The organism is Hymenobacter glacieicola (assembly GCF_014640315.1).
Taxonomy (GTDB): domain Bacteria; phylum Bacteroidota; class Bacteroidia; order Cytophagales; family Hymenobacteraceae; genus Hymenobacter; species Hymenobacter glacieicola.
This window is the reverse complement of sequence record NZ_BMGS01000010.1, coordinates 205,476-222,248: the sequence shown is the minus strand read 5'-3', so window position 1 is coordinate 222,248 and position 16,773 is coordinate 205,476. Positions and strand designations below refer to the sequence as shown.

Below are 16,773 nucleotides of genomic sequence, written 5' to 3'. Positions count from 1 at the left end.
CTTTTTTTCAAGCGAGCCGCTTTCTTTTGTTGCTGATCAGCTTCCGATTGAAGCGGGCTGCAAAGATAGGAACTGGTGTTGCACTTTCCAAGTTCCAGGACAGAAAACTTTTTTTCGCGTTTTCCTCTCCCTTGTTCTCCTTAGCCCGTTTCTCGGCTAGAAGCGGGCTGCAAAGGTACTACTTGCAAGTTGTCTTTTACAAGGAAGCAACGAAAGTTTTTTCGCCTCTTCCTGTCCGCTTCCGGCTGAATCGGGGTGCAAAGGTAGCACTCCGTGTGGCAACTGTGCAAGCCCCGTGTAAAACTTTTTTTTCGGGAGTCTCTCCGCACTAGAGCAAGTGGCAACCGAGTACCCAGCGTAAGTCGCACCGCGTGCTCTGCTTGGCCCCACCGCGTTTCGGTTTGGGAGTGCAAAAGTGCAGCATGGAAGTAGAATCTCCAAACCTAGCCTCACTTTTTTCTATCTGTTTGCTTTTCGGCCTTACTGGTTCTTGGACAGCTGGCTGGTGGTAAACTCTTTACGGGCTTGTTTAAGTTCACAGCCCCTGTATATTTTTTTTCAGAGGCATCATTCTGTAGTTGTGAAGTATCTCTTATAATGCAGAAAACCGCCCATTTGGACGGTTTCTGATATACACATGAATAATCCAGAATCCCTCTACTTTAGGTGCAAGGTACTGATACGGTCAGGTCCTACGCTGACAATGCTTACTGGTACTTCCAACTGTTGCTCAAGAAAGCTAACATATTCCTTGAGCGGCTGAGGTAGTGCGTGGGGGTCGGTGATGGTTTGCAGCTCCGTACGCCACCCGGCCACTTTAGTATAAACGGGGGTCAGATTCTGCAGGTCTCCATGATCTGGAAGCTGATCCGTCTCTTTGCCATTGGGCAAGCGGTAGTGAGTGCAGACTTGAATTTCATCGAATTCGTCTAGTACATCGGCTTTCATCAGGTGAATTTCAGTTACACCGTTAAGCATGATGCTGTACCGTAGAGCGGGTAAATCAATCCAGCCGCAGCGGCGGGGACGCCCGGTAGTGGCCCCAAACTCTCTACCTGCTGCCCGAATCTGCTCCCCTACCTCATCGTGAAGTTCGGTTGGAAAGGGGCCGCTACCTACACGCGTGCAATATGCTTTGCTGATTCCGTATACCTTATTGATATGGCGCGGCGCAATGCCCAGGCCTGTGCAAGCACCTGCTACAATGGTGCTGGAAGAGGTAACGAAGGGATAAGTACCAAAGTCAATGTCCAGCATGGAGCCCTGGGCTCCTTCCGCCAAGATACTTTTACCCTGCTTTAACAGGTCATTCAATAGGTACTCTGTGTCGGCTAGTTGCAGAGTGCGCAGGAACTCAACGGCGGAAAAGAAATCGGCCTCGAATTCTTCAATTTCGAGGCCGCGGCCGTGGAATTCAGCTAGGGTGGCGTGGCGCGCAACAGCATCTTGGTAGCGTTCCTGAAAATCGGGTAGCAGGATATCTCCCACACGCAGGCCGGTGCGGCCGATTTTATCCTGGTAAGTAGGCCCAATGCCTTTGAGAGTAGAACCGATTTTGCTACCCCCGCGTGCCTCCTCGTTGATGCGGTCAAGGGCTCGGTGGGACGGCAAGATCAGCTGGGCTTTGCGGGACACATAGAGGTTTTGTCCCCAGTTTACCCCCCGATCTGTGAGCTTCTGGAGCTCTTGGCGGAAGACAACAGGGTCCAGCACAACACCATTACCCACTACATTAATAATATGGGGATGGAAGATGCCCGATGGGACCTGATGAAGTACGTGCTTAACCCCGTCAAAAGTAAGGGTGTGACCGGCGTTTGGGCCGCCTTGGAAGCGGGCTACTACGTCGTAAGTAGGGGCGAGTACATCGACAATCTTGCCTTTGCCCTCGTCACCCCACTGCAATCCTACTAGTACATCAACGGGCATTAGCTTACGACTTTCAGTTGTTGGGCGGCCGACTGCTCGTCATCCGCAATGGAAAAAATGGCGTTCAATTTGGTTAGCGCGAGCATTTTACGTGGGTGGTCGGCTGGGTTTATCAACACCATCTCCCCGCCCCGGCTGCGGAATTTGGTTAGTAGCGAGACCAACACCCCAATTCCGGTGCTATTGATGTAACGGATACCCGACAAATCAACGGTGCAGTGACGCAGTTCATCGCCAAGGTGCTGATCAACGCTTTGCAGGAGTTGCTGGGTGTCGGGGCTACCGATTAGGTCGCCGGTTAGGCGCACGAAGAGGATGCCGTCCCGGACGGCGGTTTCAGTTTTCATTCGGCTAGAGAGCGGGCGGCGGCTTTAGCGCGGCAGTCGCCGCACACGCCATAAAGATTCAAAGAGTGGTGCAAGATATGGAAGTTGAGCAACTCCCCTACCATCGTCTGGATGCCATGAATACGCGGATCACAGAATTCCACCACTTTATGACACTCCGTGCAAATCACATGGTCGTGCTGGCGGTAGCCGTAGCTTTTCTCGTACTGCGCCAGGTTACGGCCGAATTGGTGCTTGCTGACTAGGCCGTGCTCTACCAACAGATCAAGGGTGTTATATACCGTAGCGCGACTAACCTGCAGGCCTTGCTCCTTCATGCCCGCGTACAGTTCTTCCACATCAAAGTGTCCCGTGCGGGAATAGATTTCCTCCAGAATGGCGTAGCGCTCCGATGTTTTGCGCAGTCCTTTATTTTCAAGGTAAGCGGTGAAAATCTTTTTCACCTCCTCGTATTTTTCCTTGTCCAAGTGCTTCTCTGTGACAGACATTTTGAGGCCTTATATATAAGGAGTGAAAACCGGTGAAATCAAAAGAAGTTTGGCTTGGCTGTAACACTTGCAACTGACCAAAAAACGACGGAATGAAGCTCCTGCAACGCCACTTTATACCGTTTTATACTTCCCTACTTTTAGAAAACTTTTTAGAACTAGTTTAGGAGTCAAAGCGCTCGACCAGCAGGACCCCATTCACTTTGGAGAGGCGCTGGATTAGCTTGGTCAGGTGGTCGGTATCATTGACGAACACCATGATCTGCCCTTCAAACATGCCATCATTAGAGTCAATTGTGATGGAGCGCATGTTTACTTTCAGGCTGTTGCTAATGATGCGGGTAACGTCGTTGACCAGGCCAACCCGGTCGGAGCCTTTGATCCGAATGCCGGCCAGGAAAGCCAGTTCCAACTGCTCCGTCCATTTAGCCCGCACGATGCGGTTGCCATAGTTGGACATCATTTGCACTGCTTTGGGGCATGAAGTGCGGTGAATTACAATGCCCTGCTCCGTTTCAAAGCCGAACACATCATCACCAGGAATGGGGTTGCAACAAGGCGCAATGGTGTAATCGAACTTATCGGTTTGCTCTCCAATGACCAGCATATTGGCATTAACTCCCCGCACTTTCTGTACCTCATGGTCGAAGGCCTTGGGCTCCAGCATGGAGGGTAGGCGGGGCGTTTCAAGGGGCGAGTCGAACAGGTTTTTCTGAATCTCGCGGCCGTCTATCTGCCCAATAGCAATCCGGTAGAAAAACTCCTGAGCGTTGCTGGTGTTGAAATGGGCCAGCAGCCGGTTCAGGTTGTCCTGCGAATACTCAACCCCGAGCAGTTCCAGACGCTTTTCCACGATGAAGCGGCCATCTTCCGATTTATTACGTCGGTCGTCCCGGAGCCAGTCCTTGATGCGCGTCCGGGCTTTAGAGGTAGTCACGTACTGCAGCCACTCCTCCGTGGGCTTCTGCTTGTGGGAGGTCAGAATTTCTACCTGGTCGCCGTTGCGCAACTGGTAGCTGAGCGGCTGTAGCTTCTGATTGACCTTGGCCCCGAGGCACTGCAAGCCAATGTGGGAGTGAATTTCGAACGCAAAATCCAGGGCCGTGGCCTTATCGGGCAGAATGACCAGCTTACCCTTGGGCGTAAAGGCATACACTTCCTTTACGAAGAGGTTTTGGCGGAACTCGTCCATGAACTCCAGGGCGCTGGAGTTATTGGTTTCGAGCATCTCGCGCACCTTATTTATCCACGACTCCAGGGTAGACTCCGGCTGGGGCACGCCCGTATCCTTGTACTTCCAGTGCGCCGCGTAGCCTTTCTCGGCAATGTCGTCCATGCGGCGGCTACGGATCTGAACCTCTACCCACTGCCCGGTCCGCGACATTACCGTAGTGTGCAATGACTCGTAGCCGTTGGCTTTGGGCGTGCTCACCCAGTCGCGCAGGCGGTCGGGGTTGGGCTGGTAAAAGTCCGTCACGATGGAATACACCTGCCAGCAAGCCGCTTTTTCCTGGTCTGGCGGCACGTCCAGGATTACCCGGATGGCAAACAGGTCATACACCTCGTCGAAGGTGATGTTCTGCTTGCGCATCTTGCGCAGGATGGAATAAATGCTCTTGGGCCTACCCTTCACTTCGTAGTCGAAACCCTGAGCTTTCAGCTCTTCGTCGATGGGCTGGACGAACTCCTTGATAAAGCGGTTGCGGGCGGCGCGGCTTTGGCGCACCCTATTGACCAGCTCCGTGTAAATTTCGGTGTCGGTGTACTTCAGGTACAGATCCTCCAGCTCCGTTTTAATGGCGTACAGCCCCAGGCGGTGGGCCAGCGGAGCGTAGAGGTAAATGGTTTCGGAGGCAATTTTGAGCTGCTTGTGCCGGGGCATTGAGTCCAGGGTCCGCATGTTGTGCAGGCGGTCGGCTAGCTTGATCAGGATGACGCGCACATCATCGGAGAGCGTCAGCAGCATCTTACGGAAGTTCTCGGCCTGCTCCGAAGTGCCGTATTCGAACACGCCGGAAATCTTGGTCAGCCCGTCCACGATGCGCGCCACCTTCGGGCCAAACTCCCGCTCTACGTCGGCTACCTCCCAGGGCGTATCTTCTACCACATCGTGGAGCAGGGCCGCAATGATGCTGGTGGTGCCCAGGCCGATTTCTTCCACCACAATTTGGGCTACGGCCAGCGGGTGCAGGATGTAGGGCTCACCGGATTTGCGGCGCATCTCCTTGTGGGCTTCCAAAGAAGTGTTGAACGCCTTTTTAATCAGCTTGGCATCGCCCTCATTTAAATAAGGCTTAGCGGTGCGCAGAAGGCGGCGGTAGTGGCGCAGAATTTCCTGGCGCTCTACTTCGGGGTCGATGACAGTGGACATGGTACGCGGGCGACACCCAGGGTGCCGGAATTATAGACTGCTAAGGTACTGCTTGTGCGGCAAGCTTAACTTCTCACTTACCGGTTTGCCTCTTTCTACACGAAAGCTCTAGTAGAACGCAGCCGGCGGGGAGTTGGTGCAGAATAAATAAACAGGGAATCTATCCGACGCGTTTTCGATGGATTAATGCTTGAGCCATCCGAAACGGGGTTTGCTGCCGTTCACTGATTTACTAGCCCAGCGGTATATTTTGCTTTCCGCTCTTGTTTTTACAGTTGGCTTTTGTAGTTTTGCGCCCCCGAGGCAGTTGGCCTTGAGACGCGGATGTGGCGAAATTGGTAGACGTGCCAGACTTAGGATCTGGTGCCGCAAGGCGTGTGGGTTCGAGTCCCTCCATCCGCACTTATTTTGGTTTTTGATTCTAAAAACCGCTTCTAAACCCTCAACCCACCCGTTGGGGGTTTCTTTTTACCCGGGAGTTTCCCCGCCTTTGACACCACTAGTAGTACCCTTAACCGACCACTCGTTTTGGACATTACCCTCGACAAGAAAGACGACCAGCTGAATGCCATCCTGACAGTAACCCTCACGGAGGCTGATTACGCTCCTGCCGTGGAGTCGAAGCTGAAAGAATACAGCAAAAAGGCGCAGATCAAAGGGTTCCGCCCGGGCAAGGTGCCGGTAACGCTGGTGCGCAAAATGTACGGCAAAGGCATTCTGGTGGAAGAAATTAACGGCCTGCTCAGCAAGTCCGTGGATGAGTACATCAAGGAAAACAACCTGAAAATCCTGGGTGAGCCCCTACCGGTTCCAACCGACGTGGACTTCGACAACCAGAAGGACTACTCTTTCCAGTTTGAGCTGGGCCTGCTGCCCGAGTTTGAACTCCCCGCCGATCAGTCGGTTACCGTTGACCGCCATAAGGTTGACCTCGACGAAAACACGCTGAAGGAAACCTACGAGCAGCTGGAGCGCCAGTTCGGAGAAACCTCTGAGCCGGAAACCGCCGAAGCTGGCGACTACATCTCGGGCAAGCTGAAAAAGGCGGGCGAAGAAGGCGAAGGCCGCGTCGTGCTGCTGCCGACCAACAAGCTGAAGAATGACGCTGACAAGTTTGTAGGCGTGAAGGCGGATGACGTGGTTACGTTCGACCTCAAAAATGCTTTTGACGGCGACGTTTCAGCTATTTCCAACTTCTCGGGCCTGAGCAAGGAGGAAGCCGAAGGCGTAGAAGGCGAGTACACCCTGACGGTGGGCAAAGTGCAGCGTTCCGTTCCGGCTGAGTTCAACCAGGAGCTGTTCGACAAGGTGTTCGGCAAGGATATCGTCACGTCGAAGGAAGACTTCGATGAGAAAGTTCGCTCGACGGTGCAGGAAAACTATGACCGGGAGTCAGACAACTTGGTGAACCGCCAGATCATCGACAAGATGCTGGAAAGCACTACCATCGAAATCCCCAAGGAGTTCTTCAAGAAGTGGTTGCTGCGCGCCAACGAAGGCAAGCTGACGCCCGAGCAGATTGAGGAGCACTACGAAGATTATGAGAAGGAGCTGAAATGGTCCCTGATCCGCAACAAGGTGGTAGAGGCGCAGGAGCTGAAAGTTTCGAACGAAGAAATCGTGGACCGCACGATGCAGAAGATTCTGGGCCAGTTCAACATGGAAATGACCCCGGAGCTGGAAGAGTCGGTGCGCGGCTTTGCTGACAATTTCCTCCGTCAGGAGAACGGTAAGAACTACGTAAGCGAGTACGAAGCCATTCTGGCAGAGAAAGTGCTGGAAAACCTGCGCGGCAAAGTTGTTGTTAATGACAACCCGATTACGGCTGAGGACTTCCGCAATCAAAATGCTGGCTAAGCGCTAACATTTTTGGTTTTAGACCAACAAAAAAGCCCTTACTTGTCGTATGGGCTTTTTTGTTGCCCTTGCGGTTTCAATTGCCACCTTACTACTTCTCCTAATTTTCTGACATGCTGAATAAAGAAGAGTTCCGCAAGTTTGCCGTGAAAGGCCAGGGCCTAAGCGGTCTGGGCGTTGACCAATACATCCAGCACGTAGAGGGCCAGACCCGCAATGGTCTGATTATGCCTACGGGCATGACCCGCTCGGTAATTGAGGAGCGCCCCACGCGCTTTGCCGAGATTGACGTGTTTTCGCGCCTAATCATGGACCGGATTGTGTTCTTGGGCACGGCCGTGGACGACTACATTGCCAACATCCTGACGGCGCAGATGCTGTTCCTGGAGTCGGTAGATGCCAAGAAAGACATCCTGCTTTACATCAACTCGCCCGGCGGCTCGGTTTACGCCGGTCTGGGTATCTACGACACGATGCAGTATGTGAATCCCGACGTGGCAACTATTTGCACCGGCCTGGCGGCTTCCATGGGTGCGGTGCTGCTCGCCGGTGGTGCCAAGGACAAGCGTTCGGCCCTGCCCCACGCCCGCGTCATGATTCACCAGCCTTCCGGTGGCGCGCAAGGCCAGTCGTCGGACATCGAAATCACGGCCCGCGAAATTCTGAAGCTCAAGAAAGAGCTGTACGACATTCTGGCCGAGCACACGGGCAAAACCTACCAGGAAATTCACGACAACTCGGACCGCGACTACTGGATGCGGGCCGACGAGGCCAAAGAATACGGCCTGATTGACGAGGTGCTGGAAAAAAAGAAGGCCTAACCATTTAGGTTTGCTTCTGTGAATGAGGCAGGAAACTTGGGTTATCAGGCCTTGAGTATCACCCAGATTCCTTTCTCCGTTCAGAATAACATTAAGAAGAAGCCCGCTCCGGCGGGCTTCTTCTTTTTAATAGAGGCGAAGCCCAACGGCACTTTTTTAACGCCGCGGGGCGTTGGCCTTTTCGTACCTTTGAGCTAGGTTAGCGAAAGTTACCTATCCTCCCCTATCCTGAGAGTTTCCCTGACAATGGCAGATATCACGTGCTCCTTCTGCGGCAAGAGCAAAAAAGACGTCTCGGTCATGATTTCCGGCATCAACGCGCACATTTGCGAGCGATGCGTAGGTCAGGCCCAGCAAATCCTGAACGAGGAGAATAAGATTCGGGCCAACTCTAAAACCCCGAAGTTTAACCTCGTGAAGCCCCGCGAGATGAAGGAGTACCTCGACCAGTACGTAGTAGGTCAGGACGAGGCGAAGAAGGTGATGTCGGTGGCGGTGTACAACCACTACAAGCGCCTGATGCAGAAACCCCAGAAGGATGACGTGCTGATCGAGAAATCGAACATCATCATGGTAGGCGAGACGGGAACGGGCAAAACCTTCCTGACCAAGATGCTGGCCAACATTCTGCAGGTTCCCTTCTGTATTGCCGACGCTACCGTACTGACGGAGGCCGGCTACGTAGGCGAGGACGTGGAAAGCATCCTGACCCGCCTGCTGCAAGCCGCCGACTACAACGTGGAAGCAGCCGAGCGCGGCATCGTCTACATCGACGAGATTGACAAGATTGCCCGCAAGAGCGACAACCCCAGCATTACCCGCGACGTGAGCGGCGAAGGTGTGCAACAGGCTATGCTGAAGCTGCTGGAAGGCACAACCGTAAACGTGCCCCCGCACGGCGGCCGCAAGCACCCCGAGCAGAAGATGATTACGGTAAACACCGAAAACATCCTCTTCATCTGCGGCGGGGCTTTCGTGGGCATTGAGCGCATCATTAAAAACCGCCTTAACACCAAGCCCATTGGCTTTGCCAAGACGCAGCTGGAGGAGAAGATAGACACGCAGAATTTCCTGCGCTACGTGACGGCCCAGGACCTGAAAGCGTTCGGTCTTATCCCCGAACTCATCGGCCGCCTACCCGTCCTGACCCACCTGAACCCGCTAGACCACGCCACCCTGCGCAAAATCCTGACGGAGCCCAAAAACTCCATCGTGAAGCAGTACCAGCGCCTCTTCGATATGGAGAGCATTCAGCTCAGCTTCTCGGAAGGGGCCCTGGAGTACATTGTGGTGAAAGCCGACGAGTATCGCCTCGGCGCCCGCGGCCTGCGCAGCATCTGCGAAGCCATCATGACGGACGCTATGTTCGATATGCCTTCGGAGGAAGGCGTAAAGGAGCTGGTAATTGACGAAGAATACGCCCGGAGTAAGTTTGAGCAGACCGCACTGAAACAGCTGCGAGCTGCGTAAGCTGCCTCCTTCTTAAGGATAGAAAAGCAAAAGGAGAAAGCTAACGGCTTTCTCCTTTTGCTTTTTCAACGAATTGATCAAAGACACTGATTCGAGGTTACTGTGTCGAGAATGGTATAACTAATTCCACTGCTCGTTTGGCTATATGTACCATTAACTCGAACATAGTTACTATCACATTTTCCCGTTATTTTAACGAAAAAGGTTGCTGAAGCACCCAAAGTAAGTTTCCCATCAGAAAATTTTATCTCCTTTTTCTTTATCTCTCCTATAGGTGACATCAACGTTGCGTCTCTACACAGTCTATCCTTAATATTAAATAAAAATGTAGGAGTGGTTAAATACATCCTGATGAATCCTACTATTACTCCAACAGCCAGCAGGGTAACGAAAAAATAAGATAGAAGCTTATCTACTCTTTTGAAGTAACCTACGATACTCATCCTTTCAAATACCCCACCATCAGCTTAGCAGCTTTTTCGGCGGATTTCTGTTGGCCTAGCTTTTCGCGGATTTCGGCGTAGCCGGCTTTTTGCTGGGCAATGAAGTCTTCGTCGGCGGTGATTTTCTTGAGCTCCGTGACAAGGTTGCGGGCGTTGAAGTCACTTTGAATCAGCTCTTTTACTACCTCCTTGCCGGCAATCAGGTTGACCAGGGAGATATACGGCACTTTGATAACGGCCTTGCTGATGGTGTATGATACGGCGCTGGTACGGTAGCAGACCACCTGCGGCACATCGAAGAGAGCCGTTTCGAGGGTAGCGGTGCCGCTGGTAACTAAGGCCGCGGTGGCGTGGGCGAGCAGGTCGTAGGTTTGGTCGAAGAGGATGCGGACGTTGTTGCGCTCGAAGTGGGCGTAGTAATTCCGGTCGAGGTTATCGACGCCGGCCACGATGAACTGGTAGTCGAGAAAGGGCGGCAAAATGGCCACCATTTCGTAGAGCATTTCCTCGATTTCCTGCTTGCGTGAGCCGGGTAGCACCGCAATAATGGGTCGCAGGGGGTCGAGGTTGTTCCGCTTGTAGAAATCTTCGGACTTGCGGTGCTCGGCTACGGCGTCGGCGGTGGGGTTGCCAATGTAGTCTACCTTGTAGTCGAAGCGCTGGTAGAATGCCTCCTCGAAGGGTAGAATAACGAACATCTTATCGACCAGCGCTTTGACCTTATGCACGCGACCCTGGTTCCAGGCCCAGATCTTAGGCGAAATGTAATAGAACACCTTTAGGCCATTGGCCTTGGCGAACTTGGCGATGCGCATATTGAAGCCGGCGTAATCGACCAGGATTACTACGTCGGGCTTGTAGGCCAGCAAGTCCTGCTGGCACTCCTTCAGGTAGCCCCGAAACTTGAGGATGCTGGTGGCCGCTTCCCAGAAGCCCATGATGGCCATTTCCTGGTAGTGGTGCACCAATTCGCCGCCGGCCGCCTGCATCATGTCGCCGCCCCAGCAGCGGAACTCGGCGGCAGGGTCCTGCTGGCGCAACTCGCGCATGAGGTTGGCGGCGTGAAAGTCGCCGGACCGCTCGCCTGCTATCAGGTAGTATTTCATGTTGTCAATTAATAATTGATCATTAGTAATTAAGAATTGGTATCAGTCAGAATATAACGACCGAGGTAGTGAACACCCAAGCAGCAATTCTTAATTACTAATTCTTAATTATTAATTAATTATTCCTCTCCGAAGTATTCCACGAAGTTGCGCGGGGTTTCGAAGAGTTTGATGCTGTGCAGGCGGGCCGGGGAAATTCGCTCAATTTCAGGCTGCAGAATTTTCCAGAAAGCCATAACCAGATTTTCGGTGCTGGCCAGCTGCCCGTGCATGAAGGGCACGTCGAGGTTCAGGTTTTTGTGGTCGACCTGGTCCACGACGTGGGTGCGGATAACGGTGCTGAGCTGCTTGAGGTCGATGACGAAGCCGGTTTCGGGGTCGGGCTTGCCTTTGACGGTCACGACGAGGTCGTAATTATGGCCGTGCCAGTTGGCGTTGGCGCAGGGGCCGAAGACTTCGCGGTTGCGCTCCTCGCTCCACTGTGGGTTATAGAGCTTGTGGGCCGCGTTGAAGTGTTCCTGTCGGCTGATGTAAACCATTGTTCCGTAGTGCTTATTAAGAATTGCTTGGTGCAAAAGAGGCGGTTAGCGAAGGCTACAAATGCGAAAATGGCCGCTTGCTGACCAGCTTTTTCAGCGGTGGTCAACAATCAGCCGGCACCAATCAACTTTGTTTTCGCAGCAAATATACGAAGAACGGTACGCCGAACAGGGCCGTGACCAGGCCAACGGGCAACCCGGCCGGCGGATAGAGCAGACGGGCGAGCAGGTCGCAGAGTAGCAGGAAATTACCACCCAGCAGGGCACAGACGACTAAGTTCCCCCGTCCTACCGTGCCCAGCAGCCACCGGGTACTATGCGGAATAACCAGCCCCACGAAGCCAATGGGACCTACCAGCGCCACCACGCACCCCGTCAGGCCGGAAGCAATGAGTAGCAGCAGCCAGCGGGTGCGCGCCACGGGCAGCCCCAGGGCGGTGGCCCGTTCTTCGCCCAATAACAACAGGTTTAAGTTATTGTGCAGCAAGGTTAACGCCCCCAGCCCCAGCAGCAGCGCCGCCGCCGGATACGGCAAAATAGCCCAGCTGGCCTTATCGAAGCCGCCCAGGGCCCAGAACGTGATGGTGCGCAGCTTCTCTTCCGTAGCGGCTAGAAACGTGAGCAGACCACCCAGAGAGGTAGTTAGAGAGCCCACTGCCACGCCGGCCAGCAGCAGCTGGGCAGGAATGATACGCCCCCGCCGGCTGCTGATGACGACTACCACCAAGGTAGTACCCAACGCACCAACCAGCGCGGCCAGTGGCGGCAGATACACGCCCGCCACGGTAAGCGTGGGAAGGAAAGTGAACACCAGACTAGCCCCCAGCGCCCCGCCCGAGGCCGTGCCCAGCAGGTAAGGGTCGGCCAGGGAGTTGTTGACCATGGCTTGCATAATATAGCCGCTGACCGCCAGTCCGGCCCCGGCGAGCAAGGCCAGCAGCAGCCGCGGCAGCCGCAGCTCCACCAGCACCAGCTGGGCCGGGTCGCGCGGGTCGTAGTGCAGCAGGGCGCGGCGGATCAGGTCGTAGTCGGTTTCGTAGCTACCCACCCGCAGGCCCACGGCCAGCAGCCCCACAGTGAGCAGCAGGCAGGCCAGAATCCAAGGCAGGGCGGGACGGGGCATGGCGAGAAAAGCAACTGGCTACGACCCCGAAACCACCTGTTTCAACTCCCGTACTGATTCCACTACCCGGGGGGTAGGGCGCGACATCAGGTCATCGGTGACGCGGTAGATGCGGCGGGTCTGGTAGGCGCGAATCCGTTTTAGCTCGGGATACAGCCGGAAAAAGGTGCTATCCATTTTCCCGAAAGTGCCCCCGATGATGATGTCGGGGTTGAGCTTGAGCACGTACTCGCGGGTGAGGGCCGGGTAAGGCTGGGCAAACTTTTCATGCACCGCATTCTGGCCGCCTGCTAGTGCTATTTTATCGGTAAACAGCGTATTCTGACCGTACACGTAGATAGGGTCCGACCAGGTAACGGCCAGTACTCGGGGGGCCGAAGGGGTAGCCGAGTCGGGAGCAAGCCGCGTCAGTTCCGTGCGCAGCGAGTCGGTGAGGTGGCGGGCCTGAGGCTGGCGGCCCAGGATGCGGCCCAGGTCATTGAGGCCCCGAAAAACATCTGTTACGCTGGTATAACGCTGGTAATACACAGGAATGCCCAGTTCCTGCAGCCGTTGCGCATCAGCCTGGGAGGTGATGCCGTCGGTGGTGAACACGACGTCGGGCTTGAGGGCCACCAGCCGCTCCAGGTCCAGTGGGTAGCTGTTGATAACGGGTTTGCGCAGGGCCGCCGCGGGGTAGTCGCAGACTTGGGTGCGAGCAACAATGGTAGCCGTGTCGGCTACGGCGTAGAGCATTTCCGTCATGGAAGCGGCCAGAGCCATAATGCGCCGCGGATGGGCTGGCAGTACCACAGCGCGGCCCAGGTCGTCGCGCAGGTGCTGAGCAGGAGCGGCGGCTCCCGAGGCGGGGGCTTTATCGGGCTGGCAGGCGGCCACTAATAGCAGCAGCGGCAGAAATGGCCGCAACGAAGCGGCTAGACGAGGCGAGCAGAGCATGAGGCAAAGGTAGCGCAAGGTTTGGCGGGTTCGGCCCCGTTGCGGCGGGAGTCGTATCCAACCGCCGCTTGGTAGGTGAAACCCGCCTGCGGCTTTGGTGTTAACTACGTGCGTTTGCCTACCCCCGGGTCCTTCTGGCAGCCGCACTACGGCGCTTCCGTTGCATCTCACTACTTTTGAGTTAAATCTTCTGCCTTATGATTGTTGTTACCGGAGCCGCCGGCTTTATTGCTAGCTGTCTTGTCACCCGCCTCAATGCCGCCAATTTCAATGATATCGTGGTGGTCGATAACTTCACCTCCGAGCGCAAGCTGGCCAACCTTACTGGCAAGCGCCTGCGCGAGTACGTAGATCGGGAGGAATTTTTTGAGTGGCTGGACGCCCATCACCAGCAGGTAGAATTCATCTTCCACTTGGGGGCCCGCACCGATACCACCGAGCAGAACCGCGACGTGCTCAACGTGCTTAATCTGGATTATTCCAAGCAGATGTGGCTGGCGTGCTGCCAGTACCAACTGCCACTGGTGTACGCTTCTTCGGCAGCTACCTACGGCTCGGGCACGCTGGGCTACTCCGATGACGATGCTTTGCTACCCCTGCTACGGCCACTCAACCCCTACGGCGAGTCTAAGAACGACTTCGACAACTGGGCCGTGCAGCAGCCGGCCAAGCCCCTCTTCTGGGCCGGGCTGAAGTTTTTTAACGTGTACGGGCCCAACGAATACCACAAGGGCCGCATGGCCTCCGTAATTCTGCACGCCTTCCGCCAGATTCAGGATACGGGCTCCATGACCTTGTTCCGCTCCCATAACCCGGAGTACGCCGATGGTGAGCAGCAGCGCGACTTTGTGTATGTGAAGGACGTAGTGGAAGTGTGCTTTTTCCTGCTGCACAACCGCCGCAACTCCGGCATCTACAACCTGGGCACGGGCGAGGCGCGTACCTTCCTCGACCTTACCCTGAGCACCTTCGCGGCCCTGGACCGCACCGCCGACATCCGCTTCCGCGATACGCCCGAAGACATCCGCGACACTTACCAGTACTTCACCCAGGCCGATATGAGCAAGCTGCGCAGCATCGGCTACGACCGGCCCTTCACCCGCTTGGAAGACGGCATTTCGGATTACGTGCGCAATTACTTGGTTCCGGGCCAGTATTATTAGCCGGAGCCTCGGTTTGCTACCTCTACCCGGAAGCCAGCAGGTCGAGTTCTTGAACGGAATTTTAGCAACCCTCCCTACGCCATGCCCCTACTTCAGAGGCATGGCGTATTCTTTGAGTGTAAGCGGCTTACCACCCATGTGGCGGTAAGCAATGACGGAGCGCCAGGGCAGGTAGCTGTTGAGTGATTTTTTGTATAGTAAAAATTAATTTTAATATCATTTTTTCCAGAGTAACTTCCAGCCCTTAGTTCATCTTACTCTCGCAGGCCGGTGCAACGAAAAAGCATAACTATTGTAGGCGGCGGCTTTTCCGGCTCCATGCTGGCGCTTCAATTAGCCCGATTGTCTAATCAGGAGCTTTTCACCTGTGACGTACACTTGGTGGAGCCGCGCCCCGTGCCGGGCCCGGGGCTGGCCTACACGGCTCACCGGCCGGAGTACTTGCTGAACGTGCGCTGCGAACATCTGAGTGCCTTTCCGGAGCAGCCAGAGCATTTTGTGAATTGGCTGCGCGTTACGCAAACCGAGTCCTGCCACTTTTCCTTCTGCTCCCGCCAAAGCTATGGCCGCTACCTGCAGCAGCTCATTAGTCAGGTGCTGGAGTGGCCCTCCAGCAACGGGATTCGCTGCCAGTGGCACAACCAGGCCGCCAAAAGTATCCGGGTGCTGCCCGGTGGCCGCTCAGCCGTGGTAGCGCTCAGCACTGGCACCGAGATTCATAGCGACTACGTGGTAATGGCCCTGGGCAACTTTCCGCCCCCGCCCCCTACCCGCCACGACCTTCGCTACCTGCGCCATCCCACCTACCACGGCAACCCCTGGACCCCAGGAACCCTGCGCAGCATCGGGCTTGACGAAACTGTGCTGCTGATTGGAACAGGCCTAACGGCCATTGACGTGCTGTTGGGTTTGCGGGCTGACGGACACCGAGGCCAGATAACGGTGGTGTCGGGGCACGGCCGCTGGCCCGCCGCCCACCCCGAGCAGGAGGCTACCTACCCGAGCTTTTATGAGGCGGAGCTGGCCGGCCGCACGCGCGTAGCCGAGGTGCTCCGGGCCATACGCCGACACGTACAACTAGCCCAGCAACAAGGAATTAGTTGGCAGGCAGTCATCGATTCGCTCCGGCCGGATCTGGGCCGCATCTGGGCGGCCTGGCCCCAGCCAGAGCAGGCCCGGTTTCTGCGGCACGTGGCAGGCATCTGGTCGGTGGTACGCCACCGCAGCCCGCCCCAAAATGCTGCGGCCGTGCAGGAAATGCTGGACTTTGGGCTGGTACGGCTGGAGCAGGGCCGGGTGCAAGCCATTGAACCCGATGCCGATGATTTGGTAGTGACCGTGCGGAAAGCCCAGCAGCCCGCCCGCCAACTGGTAGCTCGCCACGTTATTACCTGCACTGGCCCGCTGCTTGACTATAGCCGCGTGGAGGACGCAGTGGTAGCAGGCCTGCGCAATGAGGGCCACTTGGTGCCAGATGGGCTTCGCTTAGGAATTCAGACCGATGAACACGGCGCCTTACTCACAGCCCAGGGTCAGGCCTCCGCAGTGCTGTTCACGCTCGGCCCCAGCCGCCGCCCTGCCAACTTTGAGTCGACGGCCGTGCCGGAGTTGCGCAAGCAAGCAGTGGCGCTGGCCCAGGAGCTAGGGCGGCGGCTGCTAGATGATGCTCAGACACGCTAGCTGCTACCATACTGGCTCTTTGTAGTTCGGTGTCGCTCGTGCGCCCCATTCCGGTACTTACTACGTGGTGGCTGGCAATTTATTCGGTACACATTCTACCACAAAAAAAGGCCACTCCCCGGCGGGAATGGCCTTTTGTATGAGTGACAGGGCTGCCAGAAACGTTTACGCTGCCATGTCTGGGTACAGCGGACGAACGGGGGCGTCAGTATCTTCCTCAAGGAGAGGCAGGCGGGGCATGGAGGGGTAAGAAACCCGCGTATCGGTAGCGTGGCGGCGCAGGGCGCGCATCAACAGATACTTGTATTTCTCCGCGTCGGCCAGGGCTACTTCAATGGCCCGCACGGCATCGTCATACGCCACCACCGGTACCGACTCGGCGGCTTCGCCAGTGGGGTAGGTCAGTTCAAAAACCGGGCAATTCAGGTAGTCAGCAGGAGCTTTCATTGGGCAGCAAGTCTAAGTATCAGATGTCGGATAAGTAACAGAAAGCCCCAGCT

General features: G+C 55.6%; 14 protein-coding genes and 1 tRNA gene. 6 read left to right on the top strand and 9 right to left on the bottom strand.

Features of this window, described 5'->3' with window-relative positions; genetic code table 11:
• Window positions 1-657: 657 nt before the first annotated feature.
• From IEW18_RS18070 to IEW18_RS18055, 4 genes are all read right to left on the bottom strand, one after another.
• Window positions 658-1,929, bottom strand: a complete 1,272-nt coding sequence (locus IEW18_RS18070) for an adenylosuccinate synthase (protein WP_188559272.1) — start codon at window positions 1,927-1,929, stop codon at window positions 658-660.
• A complete protein-coding gene (locus tag IEW18_RS18065) occupies window positions 1,929-2,276 on the bottom strand; it encodes an STAS domain-containing protein (RefSeq protein ID WP_188559271.1) in 348 nt (115 codons plus the stop codon). The genes IEW18_RS18070 and IEW18_RS18065 overlap by 1 nt, the downstream gene beginning before the upstream one ends.
• Entirely contained in the window at window positions 2,273-2,764 is a 492-nt protein-coding gene (locus tag IEW18_RS18060; protein ID WP_188559270.1) for a Fur family transcriptional regulator, read from the bottom strand. The genes IEW18_RS18065 and IEW18_RS18060 overlap by 4 nt, the downstream gene beginning before the upstream one ends.
• 163 nt (window positions 2,765-2,927) lie before the next feature.
• Window positions 2,928-5,135: a RelA/SpoT family protein gene (locus tag IEW18_RS18055; RefSeq protein WP_188559269.1), complete on the bottom strand. Its 2,208-nt coding sequence runs from the start codon at window positions 5,133-5,135 to the stop codon at window positions 2,928-2,930.
• 320 nt (window positions 5,136-5,455) lie between these two features.
• Here IEW18_RS18055 and IEW18_RS18050 point away from each other — a divergent pair.
• The 4 genes from IEW18_RS18050 (at window position 5,456) to clpX (ending at window position 9,283) form a co-directional block, all read left to right on the top strand.
• Window positions 5,456-5,537, top strand: a tRNA-Leu gene (locus IEW18_RS18050).
• Between the two features lie 126 nt (window positions 5,538-5,663).
• A complete protein-coding gene (gene tig / locus IEW18_RS18045; RefSeq protein ID WP_188559268.1) occupies window positions 5,664-6,992 on the top strand; it encodes a trigger factor in 1,329 nt (442 codons plus the stop codon).
• Between the two features lie 113 nt (window positions 6,993-7,105).
• The gene (locus tag IEW18_RS18040) at window positions 7,106-7,813 is read left to right on the top strand and encodes a ClpP family protease (protein ID WP_135531719.1); all 708 of its coding nucleotides are present in this window, start codon (window positions 7,106-7,108) and stop codon (window positions 7,811-7,813) included.
• Window positions 7,814-8,059: 246 nt separating this feature from the next.
• On the top strand, window positions 8,060-9,283 hold the full coding sequence (gene clpX / locus IEW18_RS18035; protein WP_188559267.1) for an ATP-dependent Clp protease ATP-binding subunit ClpX: 1,224 nt from the start codon (window positions 8,060-8,062) through the stop codon (window positions 9,281-9,283).
• Between the two features lie 439 nt (window positions 9,284-9,722).
• Here clpX and lpxB read toward each other — a convergent pair whose 3' ends face one another.
• The 4 genes from lpxB to IEW18_RS18015 all read right to left on the bottom strand — a co-directional run bounded on the left by lpxB (window position 9,723) and on the right by IEW18_RS18015 (window position 13,430).
• Window positions 9,723-10,832 (bottom strand): lipid-A-disaccharide synthase, encoded by a 1,110-nt coding sequence (gene lpxB, locus IEW18_RS18030; RefSeq protein WP_188559266.1) that lies wholly within the window; start codon window positions 10,830-10,832, stop codon window positions 9,723-9,725.
• Window positions 10,833-10,951: 119 nt separating this feature from the next.
• Entirely contained in the window at window positions 10,952-11,371 is a 420-nt protein-coding gene (locus IEW18_RS18025; protein WP_188559286.1) for a 6-pyruvoyl trahydropterin synthase family protein, read from the bottom strand.
• A 124-nt stretch (window positions 11,372-11,495) separates the two neighbouring features.
• Window positions 11,496-12,494: a FecCD family ABC transporter permease gene (locus IEW18_RS18020; RefSeq protein WP_188559265.1), complete on the bottom strand. Its 999-nt coding sequence runs from the start codon at window positions 12,492-12,494 to the stop codon at window positions 11,496-11,498.
• Between the two features lie 18 nt (window positions 12,495-12,512).
• Entirely contained in the window at window positions 12,513-13,430 is a 918-nt protein-coding gene (locus tag IEW18_RS18015; protein ID WP_188559264.1) for an ABC transporter substrate-binding protein, read from the bottom strand.
• Between the two features lie 197 nt (window positions 13,431-13,627).
• Between IEW18_RS18015 and rfaD the strand changes: the two genes are divergently transcribed.
• Window positions 13,628-14,593 (top strand): ADP-glyceromanno-heptose 6-epimerase, encoded by a 966-nt coding sequence (gene rfaD / locus IEW18_RS18010; RefSeq protein ID WP_188559263.1) that lies wholly within the window; start codon window positions 13,628-13,630, stop codon window positions 14,591-14,593.
• A 270-nt stretch (window positions 14,594-14,863) separates the two neighbouring features.
• Window positions 14,864-16,273, top strand: coding sequence for an FAD/NAD(P)-binding protein (locus tag IEW18_RS18005; RefSeq protein WP_188559262.1), 1,410 nt, complete (start codon window positions 14,864-14,866; stop codon window positions 16,271-16,273).
• A 165-nt stretch (window positions 16,274-16,438) separates the two neighbouring features.
• On the opposite strand, the gene IEW18_RS18000 is transcribed toward IEW18_RS18005, so the two are convergent.
• Window positions 16,439-16,720: a hypothetical protein gene (locus IEW18_RS18000; RefSeq protein WP_188559261.1), complete on the bottom strand. Its 282-nt coding sequence runs from the start codon at window positions 16,718-16,720 to the stop codon at window positions 16,439-16,441.
• Window positions 16,721-16,773 lie beyond the last annotated feature (53 nt).